Source organism: Oxyplasma meridianum (assembly GCF_038024865.1).
GTDB classification, from domain to species: domain Archaea; phylum Thermoplasmatota; class Thermoplasmata; order Thermoplasmatales; family Thermoplasmataceae; genus Oxyplasma; species Oxyplasma meridianum.
This window is the reverse complement of sequence record NZ_CP133772.1, coordinates 705,545-726,632: the sequence shown is the minus strand read 5'-3', so window position 1 is coordinate 726,632 and position 21,088 is coordinate 705,545. Positions and strand designations below refer to the sequence as shown.

At 37.0% G+C, this 21,088-nt stretch carries 17 protein-coding genes and 1 tRNA gene; 7 read left to right on the top strand and 11 right to left on the bottom strand.

Features of this window, described 5'->3' with window-relative positions:
- The first annotated feature begins 20 nt into the window (after positions 1 to 20).
- Positions 21 to 293 carry a PRC-barrel domain-containing protein gene (locus OXIME_RS03680; RefSeq protein ID WP_393972122.1) on the top strand — a complete coding sequence of 91 codons (273 nt, stop codon included), beginning with the start codon at positions 21 to 23 and terminating at the stop codon, positions 291 to 293.
- On the opposite strand, the gene prf1 is transcribed toward OXIME_RS03680, so the two are convergent.
- Complete coding sequence (prf1, locus tag OXIME_RS03675; RefSeq protein ID WP_393972121.1) at positions 290 to 1,546, bottom strand: peptide chain release factor aRF-1; 1,257 nt, start codon at positions 1,544 to 1,546, stop codon at positions 290 to 292. The two genes, OXIME_RS03680 and prf1, sit on opposite strands and share 4 nt — an antisense overlap.
- Positions 1,547 to 1,594: 48 nt before the next feature.
- Between prf1 and pyrH the strand changes: the two genes are divergently transcribed.
- The gene (gene pyrH, locus OXIME_RS03670) at positions 1,595 to 2,272 is read left to right on the top strand and encodes a UMP kinase (protein ID WP_393972120.1); all 678 of its coding nucleotides are present in this window, start codon (positions 1,595 to 1,597) and stop codon (positions 2,270 to 2,272) included.
- Between the two features lie 47 nt (positions 2,273 to 2,319).
- Here the strand turns inward: pyrH and OXIME_RS03665 are convergent, their stop codons facing one another.
- From OXIME_RS03665 to OXIME_RS03645, 5 genes are all read right to left on the bottom strand, one after another.
- Positions 2,320 to 3,468 carry a radical SAM protein gene (locus tag OXIME_RS03665; protein WP_393972119.1) on the bottom strand — a complete coding sequence of 383 codons (1,149 nt, stop codon included), beginning with the start codon at positions 3,466 to 3,468 and terminating at the stop codon, positions 2,320 to 2,322.
- A 190-nt stretch (positions 3,469 to 3,658) separates the two neighbouring features.
- The gene (locus OXIME_RS03660) at positions 3,659 to 3,772 is read right to left on the bottom strand and encodes a phospholipase D-like domain-containing protein (protein WP_393972118.1); all 114 of its coding nucleotides are present in this window, start codon (positions 3,770 to 3,772) and stop codon (positions 3,659 to 3,661) included.
- Between the two features lie 104 nt (positions 3,773 to 3,876).
- Entirely contained in the window at positions 3,877 to 4,083 is a 207-nt protein-coding gene (locus OXIME_RS03655; protein ID WP_393972117.1) for a hypothetical protein, read from the bottom strand.
- Positions 4,084 to 4,289: 206 nt separating this feature from the next.
- Positions 4,290 to 4,472, bottom strand: a complete 183-nt coding sequence (locus tag OXIME_RS03650) for a hypothetical protein (protein ID WP_393972116.1) — start codon at positions 4,470 to 4,472, stop codon at positions 4,290 to 4,292.
- 49 nt (positions 4,473 to 4,521) lie between these two features.
- Positions 4,522 to 5,364 (bottom strand): SDR family oxidoreductase, encoded by an 843-nt coding sequence (locus OXIME_RS03645; protein WP_393972115.1) that lies wholly within the window; start codon positions 5,362 to 5,364, stop codon positions 4,522 to 4,524.
- A gap of 125 nt (positions 5,365 to 5,489) precedes the next feature.
- On the opposite strand from OXIME_RS03645, the gene OXIME_RS03640 reads away from it, so the two are divergent.
- Positions 5,490 to 5,879, top strand: coding sequence for a DUF302 domain-containing protein (locus tag OXIME_RS03640; protein ID WP_393972114.1), 390 nt, complete (start codon positions 5,490 to 5,492; stop codon positions 5,877 to 5,879).
- Positions 5,880 to 6,004: 125 nt separating this feature from the next.
- Positions 6,005 to 6,077 (top strand) — tRNA-Pro (locus tag OXIME_RS03635).
- A 476-nt stretch (positions 6,078 to 6,553) separates the two neighbouring features.
- On the opposite strand, the gene OXIME_RS03630 is transcribed toward OXIME_RS03635, so the two are convergent.
- From OXIME_RS03630 to OXIME_RS03620, 3 genes are all read right to left on the bottom strand, one after another.
- Complete coding sequence (locus tag OXIME_RS03630) at positions 6,554 to 7,231, bottom strand: hypothetical protein (RefSeq protein WP_393972113.1); 678 nt, start codon at positions 7,229 to 7,231, stop codon at positions 6,554 to 6,556.
- 114 nt (positions 7,232 to 7,345) lie between these two features.
- Positions 7,346 to 8,101: a hypothetical protein gene (locus tag OXIME_RS03625; RefSeq protein WP_393972112.1), complete on the bottom strand. Its 756-nt coding sequence runs from the start codon at positions 8,099 to 8,101 to the stop codon at positions 7,346 to 7,348.
- Positions 8,098 to 8,790 carry a CRISPR-associated endonuclease Cas1 gene (locus tag OXIME_RS03620; RefSeq protein WP_393972111.1) on the bottom strand — a complete coding sequence of 231 codons (693 nt, stop codon included), beginning with the start codon at positions 8,788 to 8,790 and terminating at the stop codon, positions 8,098 to 8,100. Before OXIME_RS03620 ends, OXIME_RS03625 begins: the two co-directional genes overlap by 4 nt.
- A 1,684-nt stretch (positions 8,791 to 10,474) precedes the next feature.
- Between OXIME_RS03620 and OXIME_RS03615 the strand changes: the two genes are divergently transcribed.
- Positions 10,475 to 13,654: a protease pro-enzyme activation domain-containing protein gene (locus tag OXIME_RS03615; RefSeq protein WP_393972110.1), complete on the top strand. Its 3,180-nt coding sequence runs from the start codon at positions 10,475 to 10,477 to the stop codon at positions 13,652 to 13,654.
- 138 nt (positions 13,655 to 13,792) lie between these two features.
- Complete coding sequence (locus OXIME_RS03610; RefSeq protein WP_393972242.1) at positions 13,793 to 14,215, top strand: PadR family transcriptional regulator; 423 nt, start codon at positions 13,793 to 13,795, stop codon at positions 14,213 to 14,215.
- On the opposite strand, the gene OXIME_RS03605 is transcribed toward OXIME_RS03610, so the two are convergent.
- Together OXIME_RS03605 and OXIME_RS03600 are read right to left on the bottom strand one after the other, a co-directional pair.
- Entirely contained in the window at positions 14,212 to 14,943 is a 732-nt protein-coding gene (locus tag OXIME_RS03605; RefSeq protein ID WP_393972109.1) for a GNAT family N-acetyltransferase, read from the bottom strand. The two genes, OXIME_RS03610 and OXIME_RS03605, sit on opposite strands and share 4 nt — an antisense overlap.
- Positions 14,944 to 15,230: 287 nt before the next feature.
- A complete protein-coding gene (locus tag OXIME_RS03600; RefSeq protein WP_393972108.1) occupies positions 15,231 to 16,718 on the bottom strand; it encodes a phenylalanine--tRNA ligase subunit alpha in 1,488 nt (495 codons plus the stop codon).
- Between the two features lie 228 nt (positions 16,719 to 16,946).
- Between OXIME_RS03600 and OXIME_RS03595 the strand changes: the two genes are divergently transcribed.
- On the top strand, positions 16,947 to 21,074 hold the full coding sequence (locus OXIME_RS03595; RefSeq protein WP_393972107.1) for a hypothetical protein: 4,128 nt from the start codon (positions 16,947 to 16,949) through the stop codon (positions 21,072 to 21,074).
- Positions 21,075 to 21,088: the final 14 nt, after the last annotated feature.

Here is a 21,088-nt window from a genome sequence, read left to right as displayed (position 1 = left end):
ATACATTTGAAGGTAAGCCGATGAAAATGTTTTCAAGCGACCTGACAGGGCGTTCTGTTGTCACAACTGACGGCGTCATTATTGGACAGATAAACAACATAGTTGTTGAAACAGAAACCGGATTTATAAAGACACTTCTGACAGAACCTAAGGGGGAGTTGAAACTTACCGTATTCCAGAAAGATTCAAAGGGAAGATACATGATCCCTTTTGATGCAATAAAATCCTTCAAGGATGTTCTGGTTCTTGATCCAAGAAGCCTTGTAAAGGATACATCCCTCACCAGAGTTTAGTTGGCGCTCTGAGGTATCTGTGAATCCTTGGGAACATACCTGAGTATGGCTGCAAGTCCACCAAACGCTTTTTCAAGCAGCATGCCCTCCTCGCTTTCACCTGATATAATCTCCACCTTGGATCCTGATGCATCTGCCAGATGGTATAAAACCTCCACCAGATCCTCCTCATTTTCAACATTCATGGGACTATTGCAGTTTTTGCAAAACAAACCCTCTTCCGGTCGTTTCACTATTTCCTGAGTGGATCCGCAGTTGGGGCATTTGTATGTATATTTTACCTTATTCAGTTTTTCAGAAATTAGGAGAAGATCAACAGCCTTCTGCTCCAGTGCAGACCTTATTGCAGCTTCCCCGTAAACAGCAAGGCTGTTCTCAGTCTTTCTTACCTCAGTCATGAATCTGTTAACAAGAGATTTCTCCCTTGCAATCTGCATGTCCTTGATTGAATTTGCAGCCTTTTCAACAAGTTCCCTCAATCCGGTTTCATCTGTATACCCGATATCGAAGAGATCTGCAACCTTGGACTTTATCTCATTTCTCAGATAATCTTTTTCGAAGAAATATTCCTTTGTGGCGCCAGGCCCTCCTATGAATACCCCCTTGATATCTTTTATTATGGGTACGAAAGCATTGTTTGCTATTTCCCCAACATTCTTAAAGAATTCATGGGCTGCTATTTCTATAAGCCTCTCATATCGCCTTGAAGACTGTCCACCCTGGTGATGCTTGCTTGGAACCAATGACTGTTCGTTTGCTATAACGTTAATATTTGTTCCGCTAAGCATTCCTATTGTTGCCTCCTTCCTGTCTATAACAATGAGACCATACATCTCCTTAACAGCCAGTTGGGCCTCCAGCTGCTCCATATGAAATGTGGAATCACATTTGTATATGAAAGTCTGAATGGGCTCCGGAGGTTCAACTATTTTCGTATACATTTCTGTCTGATCCCCTCGCGTTGCAACATGCCCCACAAAGAATACAAGTCCAGTGGGGGGAGGTGATTTGTAATATTTCAGCCTTGACATTATTGACTCTATTGCCGATAATACATTCTTCCTTGTGGATTTTGATTTTATGTTTGAAGATGTGGAGAACTCTTCCCTGAGGTATTGCACCACGTCCCATATCTGCTTGTCTGGCGGAATGTAAAGTGAGATCAGTTCTGTCCCCCTTCCGCGGAGATCCTTGATCTCAGTCAGCGCTTTTTTGAATTCGTATCGCCTTATCTGCGATTCGTCGTTAGCCATCAGTCAAGAAAATTTATAATCATATATAATCTTAATCAATACAGTTGTATGAAATCGGTTGTAATTTCACTTGGAGGTTCCATTATTTCTGGAGATAGGTTAGACATAGGATTTATGAAGCGTTTCTCAAATATGATGGAACAGAGCAGGGCATTCGGAAAGGTGGGAATCGTTGTGGGAGGTGGAAGACTGGCAAGAAACTACATATCAGATCTCAGGGAAACAGGCACGAACGACATTATTCTTGATGAGATAGGGATAAATGCAACAAGGATGAATGCGCTTGCCATGACAACATTTTTTAAAAACTGCAACCTCAAGATACCAACCACCATAAACGATGCTGCTGAACTTTCAAGCAACTACCGGTTCACCATTATGGGTGGAACTGAGGCGGGCCACACCACTGATACCGTTGCAGCACTTCTGGCTGAGAGGCTTGGTGCAAAGGTATTGATAAACGCCACATCTGTTGACGGTGTATACACCGATGATCCAAGAACAGATAAAAATGCAAAGAAAATAGGGAATATGACATATGATGAGGCAATTGCCCTCTCACTGAAGAAATCCATAGGGGCAGGGCCCAATGTCTTCATGGACCTTACCTCGTTGCATATCGCAAAGAGATCCGGAATAAGGATATTTGTCATAGATGGCAGGAAGCTGGAAGATTATGCAAGCATTGTGGAACATGACACATGTACGGGAACAGTGATCCTATGATTCTTTAAATTGCAACTGATGGAATTATTCCCGATTCGCAAAACTGATCAGTAAATAGATTCAGCAAGATTGAAAAAGGAAATCATTACCGGAATCTCCTTTCCATTCATGTCCAGATACGCAGCCTTTATTGCTTCAGTCATTGGCTTCTGCTGGGCATTTATCTCTTCGGGAGTTATGGGATCGAAACGTTTTGCAGCAATTTCGTTATATAATGTATCATCTACCCCAATGGGTGAAAGATAAACCATGTCTCCCGGACCAAGGTCCATCTGAGAGATAATGCTTGCAGTTCCTTCAATATGTTCCTTCTGGAATTTCTTACCTCCGGTTCCAATCATAACTACAAGTGAAACAGGTATTCCTGAAAATTTCAAGTTGTTACACAGGTTAATTGTTTCAGATATATTTGTGTGTTCGTTGAAGTATTTGATGATCCTGTAATCCCCGGTCTCTATTGCGATGAACACTCTTTTGAGGCCATGTTTGGCCATCAGCTGGAAGTGGGCCATTCTCTTTGTCTTTGGGGTGGTAAAAATATCAAGAAAAGAATAGATGGGAAGATGAAACGTTTCCACAAGTAAATCAAGAGCATCCTCAAGGACCTTCTGATCCGCGTTCAGGCTGTTTGGATCACCAAGAAATACGCTGCGGCGTGCCGATAAGCCCTTACCAAGGAATTCTTTCACCCTTTTTACGTGATTCCTGAAATCGTCCATCTCAAATGTGGTATACTCCCTTAGTGAATACGACCTGCAGAGAGTGGAATTGTTCCATTTGCAGCCTGAGGTTAAGCCAACGTAGATTGAGTTCAACTGGTCCGGGGGGATCACAGGTGAGATGTCGCCATATATGTCATGGTAAGTCTTTCTGTCCTTTTCGAGATCTTGGAAGTACCTTGTTGGAACATCCATTATTCCGGTATTTACGGCAGTTTCAGTTTTTTTTGCGGCATTGATCATCTCCGCCGATCTGTCTATTATTGATTTAGCCTCATCTAAAGAGACTTTTTCAACAATCCTGAGGTCTCCCTTCCATCCGATCCTAAAAAGATCATTATCAAGGCTCCTCTTGTACATGGTCCCATCTCTGGTGAAATACAGGAGTCTGCCTTCAGCGTCAAAGTTTGCAACCTCAAGCTGGGGTGAAACTACGCTTATGATTCCATTGTTAACCTTAAATGTAAATTTCGGCATAAATTACCATACCATGATTGCTTAAGGCATTGATTTATTTTTTTATCATTCTTTGAAACATTCCCCACAATCTCTAAGATGACACAGACGTAGAAGCCGTATTCTTTATGCAATTTACATTTTAAATCAGCCGGTTTTTTAGAAAAAATTTTTAGTCCTCTGCTAATATCCTATTTGCCATTCTCAGATATTATCTCTTCTTAATGATTATTCCCACTTCACGATTATGGTTGAGGCTTGAGGTAGAGAAGTTCTCAGATCCTATGAAAAAGTTATTTCCTGAAATTATAAACTTGCCATGCATTTATAGTCTGTCAGCAGGTATAGACCTGACTTTAACGCCATGCTTCTCAAGTTCAGTCAGATTTTTCAAATCGTCACCGCCTACTGTGTCTGGCAAAATGATTCTTAATCTGCCCCCTCTGATCTCAGAACCTCCAGTACCACCTTATTATCACCCATCTTTTCCTTCTCTATGAACACTTTTACATGATCCCTAATGAATGAGGCCAGAACCATTTCAGAATTTGGTGACACAACAAGATCGGTTCTTAACAGAAATCCTGCGTCACTGCTTTTCCAGTTTGCGTTAAATATTGCCTGGAGGCTCTTCACAACTTTTTTTTATCAGTTTCATAGATATATTCCATGTTCTTCTGGAAGGCTGCTTCAGTTAGATTAGCTGTTCCAATCTCTGCCATTCTGTCTGACACAATGTATTTAGCGTAATCGAATATTGCCTTTCTTTCAAAACACTGTAATGCAATCTTTACAAAAGCACCGGTTCCCGTGAGTTTGTCCAGATCTCCCTTGCTTCCATATCATTCATAGGGTTTTCCATCCAAAATAATCCTGACTTTAACCTTCCTGTCAACCGCCCTTCTTATTCCAGTCATTACGTTGGGGTCATATATAAGGTAACAATTACTTGAAAGAGACTTTTCTGATTTAGCGATGAAATCAAGTACTGGCCTAATGCCGGCCTCAGGCTCAATATACAGCATGATTGGTGAATGTACTTAAAATAGAAATAATACTTGTGATGGGCAAAACTCATTTAACTCTCCTGTTGAACACTGCCATTTCCTCTGGTGACAGATTTCCAAGTATGTTGAATTCTCCTCCTGCGTTAAGCCATTCTCCGCCGTCTATTGTGACCACTTCACCATTTATATAATCAGCACCTGGAGAAATTAGGTATGCAGCGAGATCTGAGATTTCGTCCAGGTTGCCAAACCTTCCCAGTGGATTTCTTTTTTTAAGCATATCTTCATATCTGCTATCCACAACAAGCCTATCCCACGCGCCTTTAGTTGGAAATGGGCCGGGGGCTATAGCAACTGATTTGATTCCTTTTGGTCCCCATTCAGCTGCCAGTGACCTTGTCATTGCAAGCACTCCCGCCTTAGCAGCCGCTGAAGGCATAACATATCCTGATCCAGTCCAGGAATACGTCGCGGCTATGCTTAGAATTGAAGCCTTTATGTGATTTTCAATCCAGTACTTCCCTGCCTGAGTCGAGAAATATATGGTCCCCTTAAGAACTGTATCAACTATGGCGTCTATTCCTTTTGCAGTCAGATTCTCAGAGGGGGATACAAAGTTGCCAGCTGCATTGTTGATAAGAACGTTGAATGATCCAAACGAAGAGACTACTTCATTAATGGAACGGGATATTTGTTCAAAGTCCCTTATATTACATACAGAATGTTCGCATTCAATTCCAATTTTTCTTAATTTTTTCTCTGCAGCTTTAAGGTTCTCTTCATTTCTGCTGACTATTGCCAACTTTGCACCAAGTAGCCCAAACTTTTCAGCCATTGCGTGTCCCAGTCCTGTGGAACCTCCTGTGATTATTATGGTTCTGTCTTTCAGAAGATTATCTCTGAACATCATAGAGTTAAATATGTTACAATCTTATAATTTTGTTCAAGATTGAAATGAAAGTATTCGATAGAATAGAATAAAACAAATTTTAATTGAATGTGAAAAAGTTAATTCTATTGAGGCAATAAGGAGGCATGAATACATATTCGTTTGAAATGGAGTTAAATGAAGATGTCGAGGAAGTATACGGGAAAATATTTAAGGCGCTTAAGGGAAACTCCTGGATTCTGCTATCCTATGTGGATGCGAAACAGATTATAGAGAACAATTTCCATGAGAACTTTCCACCCTACTACATTCTGAATGTTTGCAAACCTATAGCTGCGAAGGAACTTTTAACTGAAAATATGGATTTTGGTCTCTTCCTTCCATGCAAGGTAATAGTATATAAAACTGAGAAGGGTACGAAAATTTCAGTTTTGAGAGTATCTGCCATGGACAGGGAACATCTTGGTGGAAAAGGGACAATTGCTGAAAAGTACGAAAATGACCTTATCGCGTTGATCAAAGGAATCAAAAATTGATGAAATTGAATTCTATTCAGTTTGAATGGGTTTCAAACCTTTGCAATGAACCATAAATCAGATAGCAATGGATAAACTTAATACACCTATATCGATCTTGGAAAAACCCTGAATCAGCAACTTTTGGGTCTGTGGGGTAGCCTGGTATCCTTCCAGCTTCGGGAGTTGGAAACTCCGGTCCAAATCCGGGCAGACCCATATATAGATTGGGGTTATAGATAAGCAACTCTTATTTTGACGTTTTGCTATTTTTTAATCATCAATGTATAAAAACATACATTAAAGAAATCTCATTATTTTTCAATAAACATTTTTTTAATCTTTTATAAATCACATTCTCATCCATGATAACAGCTGTCAAGCTCGCAGACTGTTAAGAACGTGAATAGTATAATTTATAATAAATACTGACAAGGTTGTGGACAGTAAATAGAAGATGATATATATGATGTTTTGAGATATACCTTTTTCTTAAAGAGGATGAGAGAGAAAAGGAATTTATTGAGTTTTTAGATAAAAAAAACATAAAGAAATTTTATAAAGTAAACATAAGATTAAAATATGATAGATGAAATAAAATGCGTTTTTCTATTAAATTTTTCTATATTTTTTCTATTAAATCTTGAAAATTTATATTTTTTGAATCATTCTACATAACTCCTTGATAATTTTTTCTATTTTTCAATATGTTTTTGAAATATTTTAAATAATTCCGTATAAGCCTTTGACAATCTTTGTCTATTTTTATTTTTAATTTGTTTTTTTATATTGTATAAGGTTTGTCGAGATATCCCGTGTTCTTTAACATCTCGTGGTCTCAAGGATAATATCCATTCCATAAATTTCTTACTATTCTCATATTCAATATACGAATTATCATCAATTCCGAATATTTCAGTTTCATCAAGGTTATTGCTTTCTTTACCAATATATCGTATACGGTCAACAGTGATATGTTTCCTTTGTGCAATTCCATTGATGTAGTCAAATTTGCCATCATTATGTCTTACATATTCTGTTAATACGTTATCAAGAGATTTCCAATATGCTATTGTAGGTTTATCAAGTTCATTTGATGATTTACCTGATTTATAGTCTGTGAATTCGTTATACTGAATGTAATTAATATCTTTAGTATAAGGTAAACATGGAATAACATCGTTAACTTCATTTCCAACAAGTATGAAGTTGAATGGTTTTATTTGTCTGTTTATTGTTTTGTTTAAATTCATTTTCTTAAATCTTTTAAGAATAGAAGGTTTAGTTATGGTGATATGACATATTGCAAATTTATTAGAAAAATTATCATAGTTGTTTGTAAGAATGGATTTCCCTACTGCCTTACCGTCCATATCCTTAAGATGGTCCAAACAGTGATTGGAATAATTTTTTATGTTATCAAGTTCACCATAAAGGGAATATTTCTTTGCAAATACTTCATAAAATAGCAATTTAGAATACTATTCTTAAGATTTTTGAAACTCTATGACAGCAATTGCATTAGCATAAGGGAATTTAGAACCGTAGGCATTTAAACTTGACCAATTCTCATTTGTTTCCGACCAAATATTAAATTTGTCTCTCTTTAAAAACGTTATCTTAAAATTGTATGGATTAGATTGAAGCAGTTCATCTATTTCGGGATTATATTTGACAGGAACTGTAATAATCATTTTCCCTTTCTCGCATAGTGCGTTTATTAAATTATCTATGGCTTTTCTGATCTTTCCATGCTCTTTAATGGGTTCATCAAATCCAACATGTTCAAGAGTAGAAATTGATATTATTAAATCATAACATTTTTCAAATTTGACTAATGCTATGTCTTCGTTTCTAATTCCATTACCAACTTCATATTTATCTATTATGTCATGATTAAAATAGAAATAATGATTCAAGACATTTCCTACCTCAAGGCATTTCCCTTCACTTGTAAGAAATTTTTTTAAATAACTTTTTACGATTGGAATTTCTACTACCCTTTCACTATCAATTGAGTTATATAGCTTCTTAGAATATTTCAACTTTTCATTATGAAAGAGAAAAGTTCTATGAATAAACGTGTATCTAAAATATTGCCTAATATAGCTAAAATATTGCCTAATATAGCCTATAGAAGATAAAATAAATCTGTGTTCCTTAACTGCCAGTATTGACCTTTCAATAAAATTTTCCCTTTTGTTATAATTGTTAAAATAATAATGTCTGGGGTTTTCCTTCATATTTTCACCTTCGTTTTATTATAAACTTTAATTGTTTTTCCCTCTTTAATCTTCTTTTGTTGATACCATAATGTTGATTTATTGATTTTCAGTTTCTTTCTTTCCTCTGGATCAATTGATAATATCCTTTCTCTTGTCTTTATATCATCATTCCTTTTTATCTCTATCTCTGGTATTGTAAATTCAAGTTTCTTTATCTTATCAGATATGAATTTAGAGAATTCCCCGATATTTTCAAACATTATATTTTCCAATGTATGCTTTTTACCTTTATATGGATATCTCTGATTGAAATTGATTTTGATTGTTTCAATTAATCTATTTGCTGTCTCTGGTTTCAATCTTATATGATAATTCTCAGTTGTTATGAAATCAGATTTCTTTAGACCATATTCAAGCATCTGTATAACAGAATAGTCTATAACATACCTGAATAGTTCTTGTAAATCATAGACTAAAGGTGTTTTTAAAGGTGCAATTTCATGCAAAAATCCTATAGAAGGTTCAAGACCTATTGTATTGATATCAGGCAAAAAATTAAAGAGAAAGAAGAAACCTCCATCTAGGACAATCTTTATTCCCTCCACGATCAAGGAAGGATAATCCATTGTTGGTTTCAATGTAACAACATGGGTAATGCTTTCGGAATGCAGTTCATAATAGAGAGGTGCATTCCTGATCTTTTCCATGATTAGTGAGAAATTGGCCTGAAAAAGATCAAAATGATCTTTGGCATGTCCATACTTGAATATTGGTGCAAGAGAATATGGGGGTATGCTTGCGATACCATACAGCAATATAGATCCAGGATTCACTTTCTTGATCATATCAAGGGTGAATCTCTATGCAGATGGGAAGATCCCATCCTGTCCATGAGTTCACTGTTCCTCTGTGATATGATATTTACAGGCATTATGGTGGACAAGTATGTATTACCCTACCATGTCTGAATACTGATCTGAGGCAACGGTGAAACTATCTTTGACACGGCAAGGTTCATAACCCGATTGATCTCATCCTCCGTCAGATATGATTCCAGTATGTCCATTAGATCTTAGATCCTTGATATCTTCAGCAGCGGAATGAATGTTCCATAGATCAGAATCCTTGTTGGCAGAATGCTTCTTATCCTCTTAGTTTCAACGTTGATCATCTTTCCCAATTATCTATAGTGTTGCTTGGTGTTCTTAAGCGTCTTATTGTAATATTGAGTTCTCTTGTAAACATAGATTTGACCTTTGACAGGTTTCTTAACAATCTGCTTCTTTGAAGTAATTATGGTATATGCCACCATTATCTATAAGTCCCCCTTTGTAAATAAAACATTTAAAACAGCTGATTTAAAACGAATTAATAATAGTAAATTAACAAAGATTCAGATGAATGGTTAGAAAATATTCTTAAACGTTTCTACAAGTTGCTACAGGTGACACATGGAGTTTCTTACTTTCTCTTTCTTTTAATCGTTACCTATTCAATCTCCCTCACCACTATCTCATTGTCTTTCATATAAAATCCAACATGATCTCCTTTGTCGACCTTTGTCGATATTCGGATACTCAGCCACCTCCTTAGGAAGCGTTATCCTGAGAGATGAGCCCCTTTGGGAAGATCTGGTTACTGCCATAAGTTTCACTGTTGTCATTCAAGGGGTAATAATGGTAATAAGTTAAATGTTTCATTAAGAGTAATCAGCTTAGTTCTTATGCGTATAAGAAAACGCATATTCCTCTTATGAGGATTTCTAATAACTCATTTGCACATGATCCTTAATTTACAGCCTTGTTTACATGTTCTAATAGAAACATTTATTCATGAGATATTCACGTAACTGTATGATCAGCTTGCTTCATGTTTCAATTGTGGAGAAATAAGAAATCATGAAGATAAACCATTTTCTTGTTTTTACCCCAAATATACCCTCAATTGCTACGCCTCTAAATTTTATTTCACTCCCATCTCTATCTGATCTGAAATGAAATAAAAAGTCTGAACTATCAAAAATTAATCCAGACTGATTATTATTAGTAATTCAGATGAGTAATGGTCTGTTGACTTGATGGAAATAGAATGCTTTTCAAACAGGTTATGCTAATATGAATCAGGCAGTCAAATACCAAATATTATTGATTTTTAGTTACACATTACCAGAAAAGCAATAAATCTCGGTAATTGATTACCAAACTTAATCCTACCACTTTTTCCATGAAAAACATATGGCAGAAAGACAAATGTAAATCGAAAATTTTTCTAAATTCTCAAAAATGCTTTATAGTGTCTTGAATTCATAAACGAGTGAGGCACTGGACAATACTTCTTTGTCTCAGCATCATAATAATGTTGGGTTCATTTTTCATTACCGCAGCGGATAATATGAACCCGACTGTTTCAACCGAGGGGAACCTTGACGGCAGTTATACTCTCACACACGGTATGCAAGAGTACAAAGCGCTTCCTTACACATCTGTGGATCTGAAAAATGAGACTTCAATTTTGGGACCATATAATGGAAATGTCACTGTAATGATCACAATTAGGCTCTCACATGAGAATCAACTCCTTTCATTTCTCTCCAATCTCTCCAATCCTGCAAGTCCACAGTATCACAAATATCTGACACAGGCAGAATTTGTCGCAAGATATTCACCCAGCATACAGGAATATGACAACTTTACCACATACTTTTCCCGTTATAGCAAGATTACCCTGACCACATTTTCCAACCGGATGTCTATTGTAGTTAGCGGGAACTCTGAAATTATTTCAAAAGTATTCAACACCACAATGGTTTCTTACAGACAGGGAAATGCAATCTATCATACAACCGAATTCAATCCGGATCTTCCGGAATATCTTTCTGTAGATGTCTCAGGAGTATCAGGATTTAACAACAGACCGACAGCCTTCTTATCTCCACTTTCAATCATTTCTTCATATAATGCATCAGTTTCGACAGATATAAAGGCGTACTACTCAAATAGCGGTCTTATAACAAATATTACAGGAAGCGATCTCCAGACAGCATATGATGAAACACCACTTTTGAAACAGATCTACCCCACGAACGAGGTAATCGCAACCATACTCTGGGCAGGTACTAACAAAACTACAGGAAAAGCAGTTGCTCCATTCTATCCAACAGACATTTACGATTACTATAACCAGACACTTCCTTCATCAGAACCACATTCAAAGGTGTACGGAGTTCCACTGAATAATGCACCTCCTCCTGGACCGTCGGCAGTTAACGATACAAGCGGTGCCAATGTGGAAAACACCCTGGACCTTGAGATGATAGGGAGCACTGCACCAGGGTCCAGCATATACAATGTTTATGGAGTAAATCCTACCAACACAACCATCGATGAGGCACTGGAGTTCATATTAAGTCCATCGGGGAAGTATGCCAGCGCTTTGGACAACGTTTCGGTAATAAGCAATTCATATGGAAGTCCTGAATACAACAGCAGTGCATGGTATGAAGGGCTGCAGGAGGCCCAGGCCAGAGGGATAACTGTCCTGGCAAGTTCCGGAGACTCCGGTGACAATAAGTTTAGCCCGGACTATTCCACAAATCCTGCATATACTGGAGATTATGTTGAATTTCCATCTGCAATGTCCTATAATGATTTCGGAGTTACTGCCGTGGGTGGAACAACTTTAACACTTCACCCCAATTATACAATAGAAAACCAGACGGTCTGGTACCAGGCCAACCTAATAAATGCCATCTTAATAGGTTCTTTTATCGGTGGAAGCACTGGCGGCATAAGTAATATTTATCATGAACCGTCATGGCAGCTGGAAACTGAGGCAAACAGTGTTATTAAAGGTGCAGGGAGAGGTGTTCCAGATATAGCAGCTGTTGCCAACAACACAATTATGACACTTTCAACTGACGGAAGCATCACACCTGCCAATTACATTGTTATGGGCACCAGTATATCCTCCCCAGTAACAGCCGGCATGATAGGCGAAATAGATTCTTTTCTTGCCTCAAAAGGAGAGAGCAGACTTGGTTTCCTCAATCCTTCGATATATCTTCTGGCACAGAGTCTTTTATTCACCTCCTCATCATTAAATCGTCCCCAAGCATTCTATAACGTTGTTAGTGGCAGTAATGCAGTATACTCTGCACATAAGGGATACAGTCTGGTTACCGGCTGGGGATCAATAAATGCATATAATTTTTCAACCTACATGGATAAAAACTATACACTTACCTTTACAGAATCCGGGGTTCCTGAGAATTCTTCATGGTCAATAAGCCTTGGATCATTACTTCAGGCCAACACAACTGGAAGAAACATAAGTTTCACTGTTAAACCTGGGTTCTACCATTACAGCATAAGTACTACGTTGAATTATTCAGCAACTGCAATGTCAGAAAAGGCCTTTCTTGATTATGAAAATGTTGATATACCAGTTATTTTCCTAAGATTTGCAGAATTGATATTCAACGTTTCTCCAATACATTCCTTTCTTACTTTGAACAATCTCCAGATTGAACTTAAAAATGGTTCAGGAGTTCTTAATGTAACACATGGAGGATACTTTATAAATGCTACAATGAATCATTACCTCCCTTATTCAAACTATTTATCTCTCTTTTTAAACAGTACATACTACGTGAATATTTCTCTTCTTAAGATACACAATTATGGATATCTTTCTGGATCAGTAGCGCAAAATGGCACTGTGGTGATGGCGAATGGCATGGGGATTCCTGTATATGGAAAAAAATTCAACGTCTCTTTGCCCGCTGGCAATTACTATCTATCGTCATACACCCGTGCTTATTCAGATTACAATTCAGAAATTTACATCAATCCAAATGGCACGACAGATGTAAATATAAATACATCAAAAATATTCAATCCGGAACTGGTAACAGGATATACCCATGCGCCCAACACGTCGGTGACATTTGATACTTATTCCGCTTTTGTAAACTCAACCGGTTATTATCAGATATGGATAAACGCAGGCAATTATTCCATATCAGTGTATTCTGGTGGATATATTCCCATATCTGTTAGCCACATATTCCATTCCGGATTAGAAATGAACTTTACCCTGGAACATCTGCCTTTAAGTGCGGTCAATTATACAGAGAATTCAATAAACTCTACATATTACAATATGTCGGTACAGAGCATGATACCCGGACATGGTTATGTCCAGATATCCTATTCATCAGGAAAAAATGGAACATTGATTATATTCTTAAAACTGGCTAATATAACGTATGTCACCCAGAGTTTGTTACCATCTTCAACAGTCCTGCTTAATGAGAAATATGTTCTTAATTATAGCCTTGCATTTAGCAACAGTAATGTTGAAATTCTTACGGTCAGGAATATAACAGGAAGTGGTTTAATATTCTGGAAACTGGTTCCATACGCAATTCTTCCCTCGAAAAATATTTCCAATCCGGATTCTCTTATAATTGGAATGGAGAGGAATGTTCTTCTTATCTCTATGGTTCTGGCTGGAATTATTGCTTCTATATATACAGTATGGAGAAGTAAGAAAGGAAGGACAAAGAAATAGGATGCAAGTTCATCCGGCTGGTCTCATCCAATCTTTGATCCATATTGTAATGAAGATAAAAGTAAATAAGATTTTAACAGGGTTTTGCAAAAAGGTTATAACTTTATTTCGTTTATTCAATATCGATAACTTGTGTTTATGGGAATGGGAACAGAAAAGAGACGGGGAGGACTCAGATACTGGATCCTTAATTTACTGTATGAGAAGAATCTCAATGGTGCAAAGATAATGGATGAGATGGAAAAGCAGACCATGGGGTGGTGGCGCCCGTCTCCAGGCTCAGTATATCCAATGCTTGAGTCAATGGTTGAAGATGGCCTTATAACCAGGCTTAAAGACGGAAAATATGATCTCACTGCGAAGGGAAAATCAACTTTGGAAACAACAGGTATGAGATTTGGCCGAACTCCAAGGACAGTCGAAGGTATTTTAGGTGAGATTTCCGGTTTTCTTTCCTTGTTGGAGGATACTGTTGATTCAGAAATTGAGAAAAATGAAAGGATCAGGGATCAGCTTGAAAAGTTGTCAGAGAGGATGCTGAATCTTTCCAGAAAATTCTAAAATCTAATTTCATATACCTGTGCCCTTTTGAAATCTTCAACGGGTTTAAGAGGAAAAGTTTCTGGCAGGTTCTGAAAGGGCATTGAAGTGTAAAGAACCGTATGGTCAATTTTTCTCGTAATAGGTTTGGAGATCATCTGGTAATTACCATTGGGCGTTTTATAATGGTATATGCTGGATCCAGCTTCTGTGTATTTGCATAAATCTTTTTTCAATGCAGGAACATAGAGACAGAATTCCCAACCCAATGAAATAAACTCACCCTGATCTGGTTCTTCACATCTTAAATCTGATACGTCCATCCCACCTTCAAAGAGTAAGAGGTCAAGTACCTCAACAAATCCGTTTTTTTCAGCAAGGCCTTTTGATCTGTAATTGGTGTCTTCAATCATAAGCCGGCAGCCTTTCACATGTAACTGTTTTGATCTAACCAGCGCTTCCCTCATTAGAGCATTGCCAACTCCAAGCCTTCTAAAATCAGGGTGAACTCTTATTGCACTGAACCAGGCAAGATTATCCGGAAGGAGGGTTATTTTCATGAAGCCAACAGGATCAGGACTTCCTGCCATAAGGGTTGTTCCTTCCTTTAGGAACCTTATTCCCATTTCATTTATATAGTCTTCATACCCGGATATTGAGGACAGATGGCTTATCCTGTCCCAGTCGTTTTCGTTGGCTTCTCTTATTGAAAAAATATCGGGGGTCATGCAAAGGTTATATGAAATCATAAGAAATAATTATTCGTATACATTTCACATTTATATCTTATTTTAAACTGAATTTTATATCTTTTCCCTGCACGCAAGATTAATTTTGTAATCCTGCGGAACATACTAACCATGATATTTATTAATATAATTAACATGATAAATTATCGTGTACGCAGACATATGTTATATTTGCGGCGAAATTGCAGTTAAAAACTGTGTATTCTGCTATAGGCCTGTATGTGAAGTTCACTTGAGAAAGGGGATCATGTGCGAAATTTGCTCATCGCGAAGAAATGGACTAGAAATCAAGTGATTCTTATCCTGTAATTCTTCAGCCATTCAATATCACTCTCATAGATCTCTCTTATATCTTTCAGGTCATAGTATAACATGGCAAGTCTTTCAAGCCCCAATCCCCATGCAATTACGTTATTCCTTATTCTGAAAGGTCTGAGTACTTCAGGCCTGAAAAGCCCAGATCCTCCAAGTTCAACCTCCTTGCCGTTTATTTCTACAACTACATCCATGCTTGGTTCTGTGTATGGATAATATGCTGGGATGAAGCTTAATTTCTCAAAACCAAGTTTCCTGTAAAATGTCCTTATAAGCCATTTGAGTGACGAAAGGCTTGAATCCTTGCTGTGTACAGCACCTTCTATCTGGTGGAGTTCGGCCAGATGTTTCCAGTCTACGCTTTCATGCCTGAATACCTTTTCAATGGAGAAAATGGCAGATGGAGGTTCAGGATGTTCGTAGAGATATTTAATCGTATTGACGGTTGTATGAGTTCTTAAGAGAAGTTCTTTAGCTTTTTCTTCTTTCCAGGAGTATCTCCATCCGGAATATCCGGAAATTCCATTCTCATGAACCTTTTTCAGCTTGGGAAGTATCTCTGGATGTTGGAAATTAATTCTATTTTGAGATTGGAGAAAGAAAGTATCCTGAAGATCTCTAGCTGGGTGATCCTGAGGTATGAACAAAGCATCCATGTTCCATGCTGCATACTGGACATAATCCCCATGCATCTCAGTAAATCCCATTTCAAGAAATATCTCCCTTATCTCCCGTATGAGGTAAGTCAGAGGGTGCAAAGACCCTCCTATTATTCTCTCTACCGGAACGTTAAGGTCATAACTTCTGAATTCCCTCCCCCTCCAGCTTCCCTCGGCGATAATTTCCGGGGTAAGTTGTTCCAGTTTTTCTGCATTTCCGGAATTCATGGCATAATTTATTCCCAGTTCATTGATAGATACAATTCTGACAGTTTTCTTTCTCTCCTCAATTAATCCTCTTTTCTGAAGTTCAATCAATTCCTTCATTTCCCCAGGATCTAATTTTTTGCTGACCTGAATCTTTGAAAGAATTTTTTTCCTATTTATCATTGTGCTTTCCAGTTCACCACTGATCTGAAACGAAATTTCCCCTCCTGAGGGTTTTATGTTGAATTTTGATAGCTGGATCAAAGCTATCTTCCCTTTCTCAGGACCCAATACTTCCATGACATCCCTGATTTTTAACTTCCCTTTCTCCTTCAATAATTCATAGAGTTTCTCTTCAGGCAATCCCGTTTCGAGGTATGTTTTTCCCTCCTCGGTTAAGTTATAATCTTTATGTTCAATCTTATCCACAGAGATGAGCTTCTTGAAATCAAGCCATGAGACAGCGCTGGATATCTCTGTAGAGTTGAGATCGCAGAATTCCTTAATTTCAGTTTCTGAAATTTTTGTTATTCCCTTCTTTGCAAGAATCCATAAATTTTTGAGGACAATATTTTCCCAACGACTGAGGTCCATTTGAAAGATATGAAAGAACCCATTAATAATGTTTTCAGGAAGGTTATCTTATTGTTAAAAGAATTGCGGTATTTGAGATTCGGGCAATAAGGATTATTCAACCATAAAGGTTCTGAATTTATCTTTAAATGTTATTCAAATACATAATATTTTTTATTGATAATGTAGGTATATGATGATATTTTTTATATTAAAAAAGCTTTTAAATACTGTTGCAATCCTCAAATATTGAAAGATAGATCAACTGCTATTGCCCTTATTATATCAACCATAATGATAGCTTCAGCTTTTTCAATGGTATATGCTGACGGCGATCTGAACTCCTCTTCAACACATGTTGCAGCAAGCAGTGGTCAATCATCAGTACTTAATGCAAATAATATGTCCATCCAAACTGGTCATGTTTCTGCAAGCAAATTGAAGTCGGATAATCTTGCAACTCAGATTTCACCAGATATTATAAATCCAAATAATAATGTAAAATATTTAAGTCAGCAATATTCAAGGTTATCTGTTAATCAACACCTTTACCCTGTTTATTTTAACCAGACTGGTCTCCCCATTGGGGAACCATGGAACATTACTATTAATGGCGATTCCGTTCAAACATTCAATATTTCTTATTTGAAATATCTTCCAGGTGGAAAGTATAATTATAGCATTTCAAAATCCGGAAACTTTTATCCTTCTGTAGGTGAAGGAACATTCACTCTAAATTCATCCGGGGTTGAAGTCCAGGTGTATTTCCAATCATCACTATCCATAAAAAACACACTGGTTATGTACAATAATTCATTTGTTTCCGGAGTTTACTATCCGAATAAAACGAATCATGAGTTTTACAAGCCTTACGCTGCAGTTTTCAATCCATTTAATGGATTTTATTATGTTGCTAATCTAGAGAAAGCATCTGTATCCATCATAAATGAGAACGGGCAAATATATAAAAATGTAAAGGTAGGATCTGAACCCATATCATTGACATACAACCCGAGTAATGGAGAGGTCTATGTTGCAAATTTCGGAAGTTCAACGGTGTCGGTTATCGATCTAAATCTGTCAGTATCTGAGAACTTGACAATAATTAATTCTCCAAGCAACGTCCTTTTTGATCCTTTTTCAGGCAACCTTTTTGTTTCCAACCATTCAGAGGTGGTTGGGATATTGAGTCCCAATGGAACCATAAGGCACATACATTTTAATTCAGGTGTAGGCCAGTTGGTGCTTGATAGCAATAATGGCAATGTGTTCGTTAAAACTTCAATCTATTCAAATTATAATAATACGATTAAACCTTATTTCACCAATATATACTATGTTAATAGTAATGGAGCAATTATAAACAGTTTTAATGTTTCTTCCAATCAAGTACCATACTTTATTGCCTTTGATTCTGCTGAAAATACCCTTTACACTGTCACACCTTATGCATCAAACAATCAACTAACAGAGGTCAATTCTGCCGGAAATATTCTTGAATCATGGAATCTTAACTACTCGCCATTTGACATATTTTATGATAAATATTCCGGGAATATATTTATTCTAGGTTACAACAATGAGAATACTGTAATTTCCACATATTCTGGTGGAATGAATCTCATGGGTTCAATGTACGTTGAAGGTGAAATTCAAGATATCGCCTTCCAAAATAAGGGTGAGATACTGCCCGACAGTTATGTGGATGCTGTTTATTACGCCTCTCCAGTAACACTTACAAGAGAAGTTTCAATTACAGAGAAGGGCCTTAAAACCGGTACCTTATGGGGCTTTAACTATTCCGGTCATGAATTTTTAACACGTTCAAGTGTGATTAACTTTACATCCTTTTTTTCCCCTATTTCAATTCAATTTCTGAATGAGACTGGATATGTTCTGAATAACAATCTCACAATTCCATATGGAACAAATTCATTCCTATATTCAATTCAATATCATAGGACATATCCGGTTACAATTTTTGAAAAAGGTCTTCCCAAGGGGACGAAATGGAATGCAACCATTGGTGGTATTGCCTACAGTTCCAGCAATGTGAAAATTGTTGTAAACCTTACAAACGGAACTTATTCTCTTGAAGTGCAAAAATGGGAGAATTACTACCCTGACCCTTCAAACATTACGTTGAATATAAATGGTTCAGGATTGAATTTATCATTACTGTTTAGCACTTTTAAATATTCTGTAAATTTTAATGAAAAAGGTCTTCCCCTGGGATCAATATGGTATCTTAATCTTTCAAACGGTGATCATTTTGTATCCCACAATAGCACTATATCCTTACTTCTTCCCAATAACACTTATTTTTATAGCATTTCCTCCATAAATCATGTTTACAGACCAGTTGCATATACTGGATCATTTACTGTTAATGGTTCAGAGTTGAAATTAGCTGTCAATTTTATAGTAGTGACATACAGGGTAAATTTTACTGAAACAGGTCTTCCAGCGGGAGTTCCATGGTATATTGAAATAAACGATTCAGGAAATTATGTAAATATTAATTCATCTGGTCTTTCTATCAACCTGGAAAACGGCACTTACAGTTATAGCGTAAAAACAACTAACAAATCATATTATCCTTCTAAACCGACTGGCATTTTTACTATTGATGGATTAAACATTACCTTGAACACAGTTTTCGAGGAATTAAAGTTCAATGTCACTGTTTCCCAATCTAGTCTTCCTTCAGGAAGTATTTGGTATTTCAACCTGAGCAATGGTGATTCCATGAGAATTTCAGGAACATCTGCTTCCATAATGCTTCCCAACGGAACCTATTATTATTCAGCTTCATCTGTAAACAAAACTTTTAAACCCTCGGTTGTCCAAGCATACCTTGTTGTAAACGGTTCTCCAGTCACTATAAATATAACTTTCAAACTAGTGGTTTACAATGTTACATTTTCTCTGAGTAATATAACAACTAATAACAACTGGTCACTATATCTGAATAACCGGAATGTAACCACATCCTCCCTACCAGAAACTCATGTTGATCTTTCCAATGGGTCCTATACTTATTCAATAGATTTATGGAATCACATATACAAATCCACATCAGCAAACTTTACTGTGGATGGTCACAATATTGTAGTGGATATTTCAATCAAATCTATGAGATATACTGTCAATGTGGAGGAGGCAGGACTTCCACAAAATTCTATCTGGTATCTTAATCTTTCAAATGGGGTTAATCTATATTCCCAAAGCAATATCATAAGCGTTTTACTGACTAACGGAACCTACCATTATGACTTGAGTTCAAGCAATAGTTCATTCCACCCTTCTTTCTTATCAGGCACACTTGTAGTTTCAGGATCGAACCTCACAATAACGGTTACTTTTAAACTAACTTTATACAATGTTACGTTTGAAGGGGGGAGCAATATCAAGGGAAGCTGGTATGTTAACCTGATCAATGGGAATAACTCAGGACCAATTTCGTCAGGTTCTTCACATGTATTCGCCTTGTCCAATGGTACTTACAGCTATGTAATTTCAACATCAAACGGTTCATTTGTTCCATCCCTTTTTTCTGGCGTTTTCACAGTTAACGGTACTAATGTTCTTATCCATGTACAGTTTATTGAAGTAAACTACACGGTAACTTTCACATACAACTTGCATAGAGTTCCGTGGCAAATTACAATTGACAATGAGAGCGAATTCTCACCACATGGGCAACCAATAACATTCGAATTGCCCAATGGGACATATTTCTACTCCGCTTTTATTTATAGCCATGGAATGGGAAGGCATTATGTTCCATACGTTAATGGCACAGTTACAATAAGTGGAAAAAATGTAACAATTGATTTACTGTTTAAAAAACTCAACAATATTTATGTCAAGATTTTAACACCACCAAATACCAAATGGATTCTTTCAATTAACGGGACCTCCTACACACCCAGCTCTCTTCCCATGTATATTCAATTGCCTGATGGCAACTATTCATCATTTTTTAATTTTAATCTTTCAATGCCTGGCCCGTCACCAGGCCCAACTCCCGGTCCAATTCCAGGATTGGGGCAACAAGTTGGGGGGCCAGATATGGCATCCTACATTAACCGGACTGTTGATTTCTATCTCAATGTATCAGGACCTATGAATGTCTTCCTTATTCTTTCACCACCTCCAGTCGAATTAAGTATAATTATAATTTCACCTCAGCCTTTACCACCTCCACCACCACCTCCTCCAATGCCTCTTCCCAGCATTAATTCTAATCTGGGTTTATATGGTATGGCATTTCCACCATCTCCAGTTAACCATGTGAATAATATTCCAGGTTTGTTTCAAAATTTTATGATTATTAATCCATTCCAGAGAGAACCTGTTGGTCCCTTATCTTGAAATGATATTGTTGT

Bases quoted from the DNA above. Each gene is read 5' to 3' on its own strand.
- OXIME_RS03645 (WP_393972115.1), bottom strand. From the start codon at position 5,364: ATGATGTTCAGAGATAATCTTCTGAAAGACAGAACCATAATAATCACA.
- OXIME_RS03680 (WP_393972122.1), top strand. From the start codon at position 21: ATGAAAATGTTTTCAAGCGACCTGACAGGGCGTTCTGTTGTCACAACT.
- OXIME_RS03660 (WP_393972118.1), bottom strand. From the start codon at position 3,772: ATGCATGGCAAGTTTATAATTTCAGGAAATAACTTTTTCATAGGATCT.
- prf1 (WP_393972121.1), bottom strand. From the start codon at position 1,546: ATGGCTAACGACGAATCGCAGATAAGGCGATACGAATTCAAAAAAGCG.
- OXIME_RS03640 (WP_393972114.1), top strand. From the start codon at position 5,490: ATGAATACATATTCGTTTGAAATGGAGTTAAATGAAGATGTCGAGGAA.
- OXIME_RS03650 (WP_393972116.1), bottom strand. From the start codon at position 4,472: ATGCTGTATATTGAGCCTGAGGCCGGCATTAGGCCAGTACTTGATTTC.
- OXIME_RS03600 (WP_393972108.1), bottom strand. From the start codon at position 16,718: ATGGACCTCAGTCGTTGGGAAAATATTGTCCTCAAAAATTTATGGATT.
- OXIME_RS03630 (WP_393972113.1), bottom strand. From the start codon at position 7,231: ATGGACGGTAAGGCAGTAGGGAAATCCATTCTTACAAACAACTATGAT.
- OXIME_RS03615 (WP_393972110.1), top strand. From the start codon at position 10,475: ATGAACCCGACTGTTTCAACCGAGGGGAACCTTGACGGCAGTTATACT.
- OXIME_RS03625 (WP_393972112.1), bottom strand. From the start codon at position 8,101: ATGAAGGAAAACCCCAGACATTATTATTTTAACAATTATAACAAAAGG.
- OXIME_RS03610 (WP_393972242.1), top strand. From the start codon at position 13,793: ATGGGAATGGGAACAGAAAAGAGACGGGGAGGACTCAGATACTGGATC.
- pyrH (WP_393972120.1), top strand. From the start codon at position 1,595: ATGAAATCGGTTGTAATTTCACTTGGAGGTTCCATTATTTCTGGAGAT.
- OXIME_RS03665 (WP_393972119.1), bottom strand. From the start codon at position 3,468: ATGCCGAAATTTACATTTAAGGTTAACAATGGAATCATAAGCGTAGTT.
- OXIME_RS03605 (WP_393972109.1), bottom strand. From the start codon at position 14,943: ATGATTTCATATAACCTTTGCATGACCCCCGATATTTTTTCAATAAGA.
- OXIME_RS03620 (WP_393972111.1), bottom strand. From the start codon at position 8,790: ATGGAAAAGATCAGGAATGCACCTCTCTATTATGAACTGCATTCCGAA.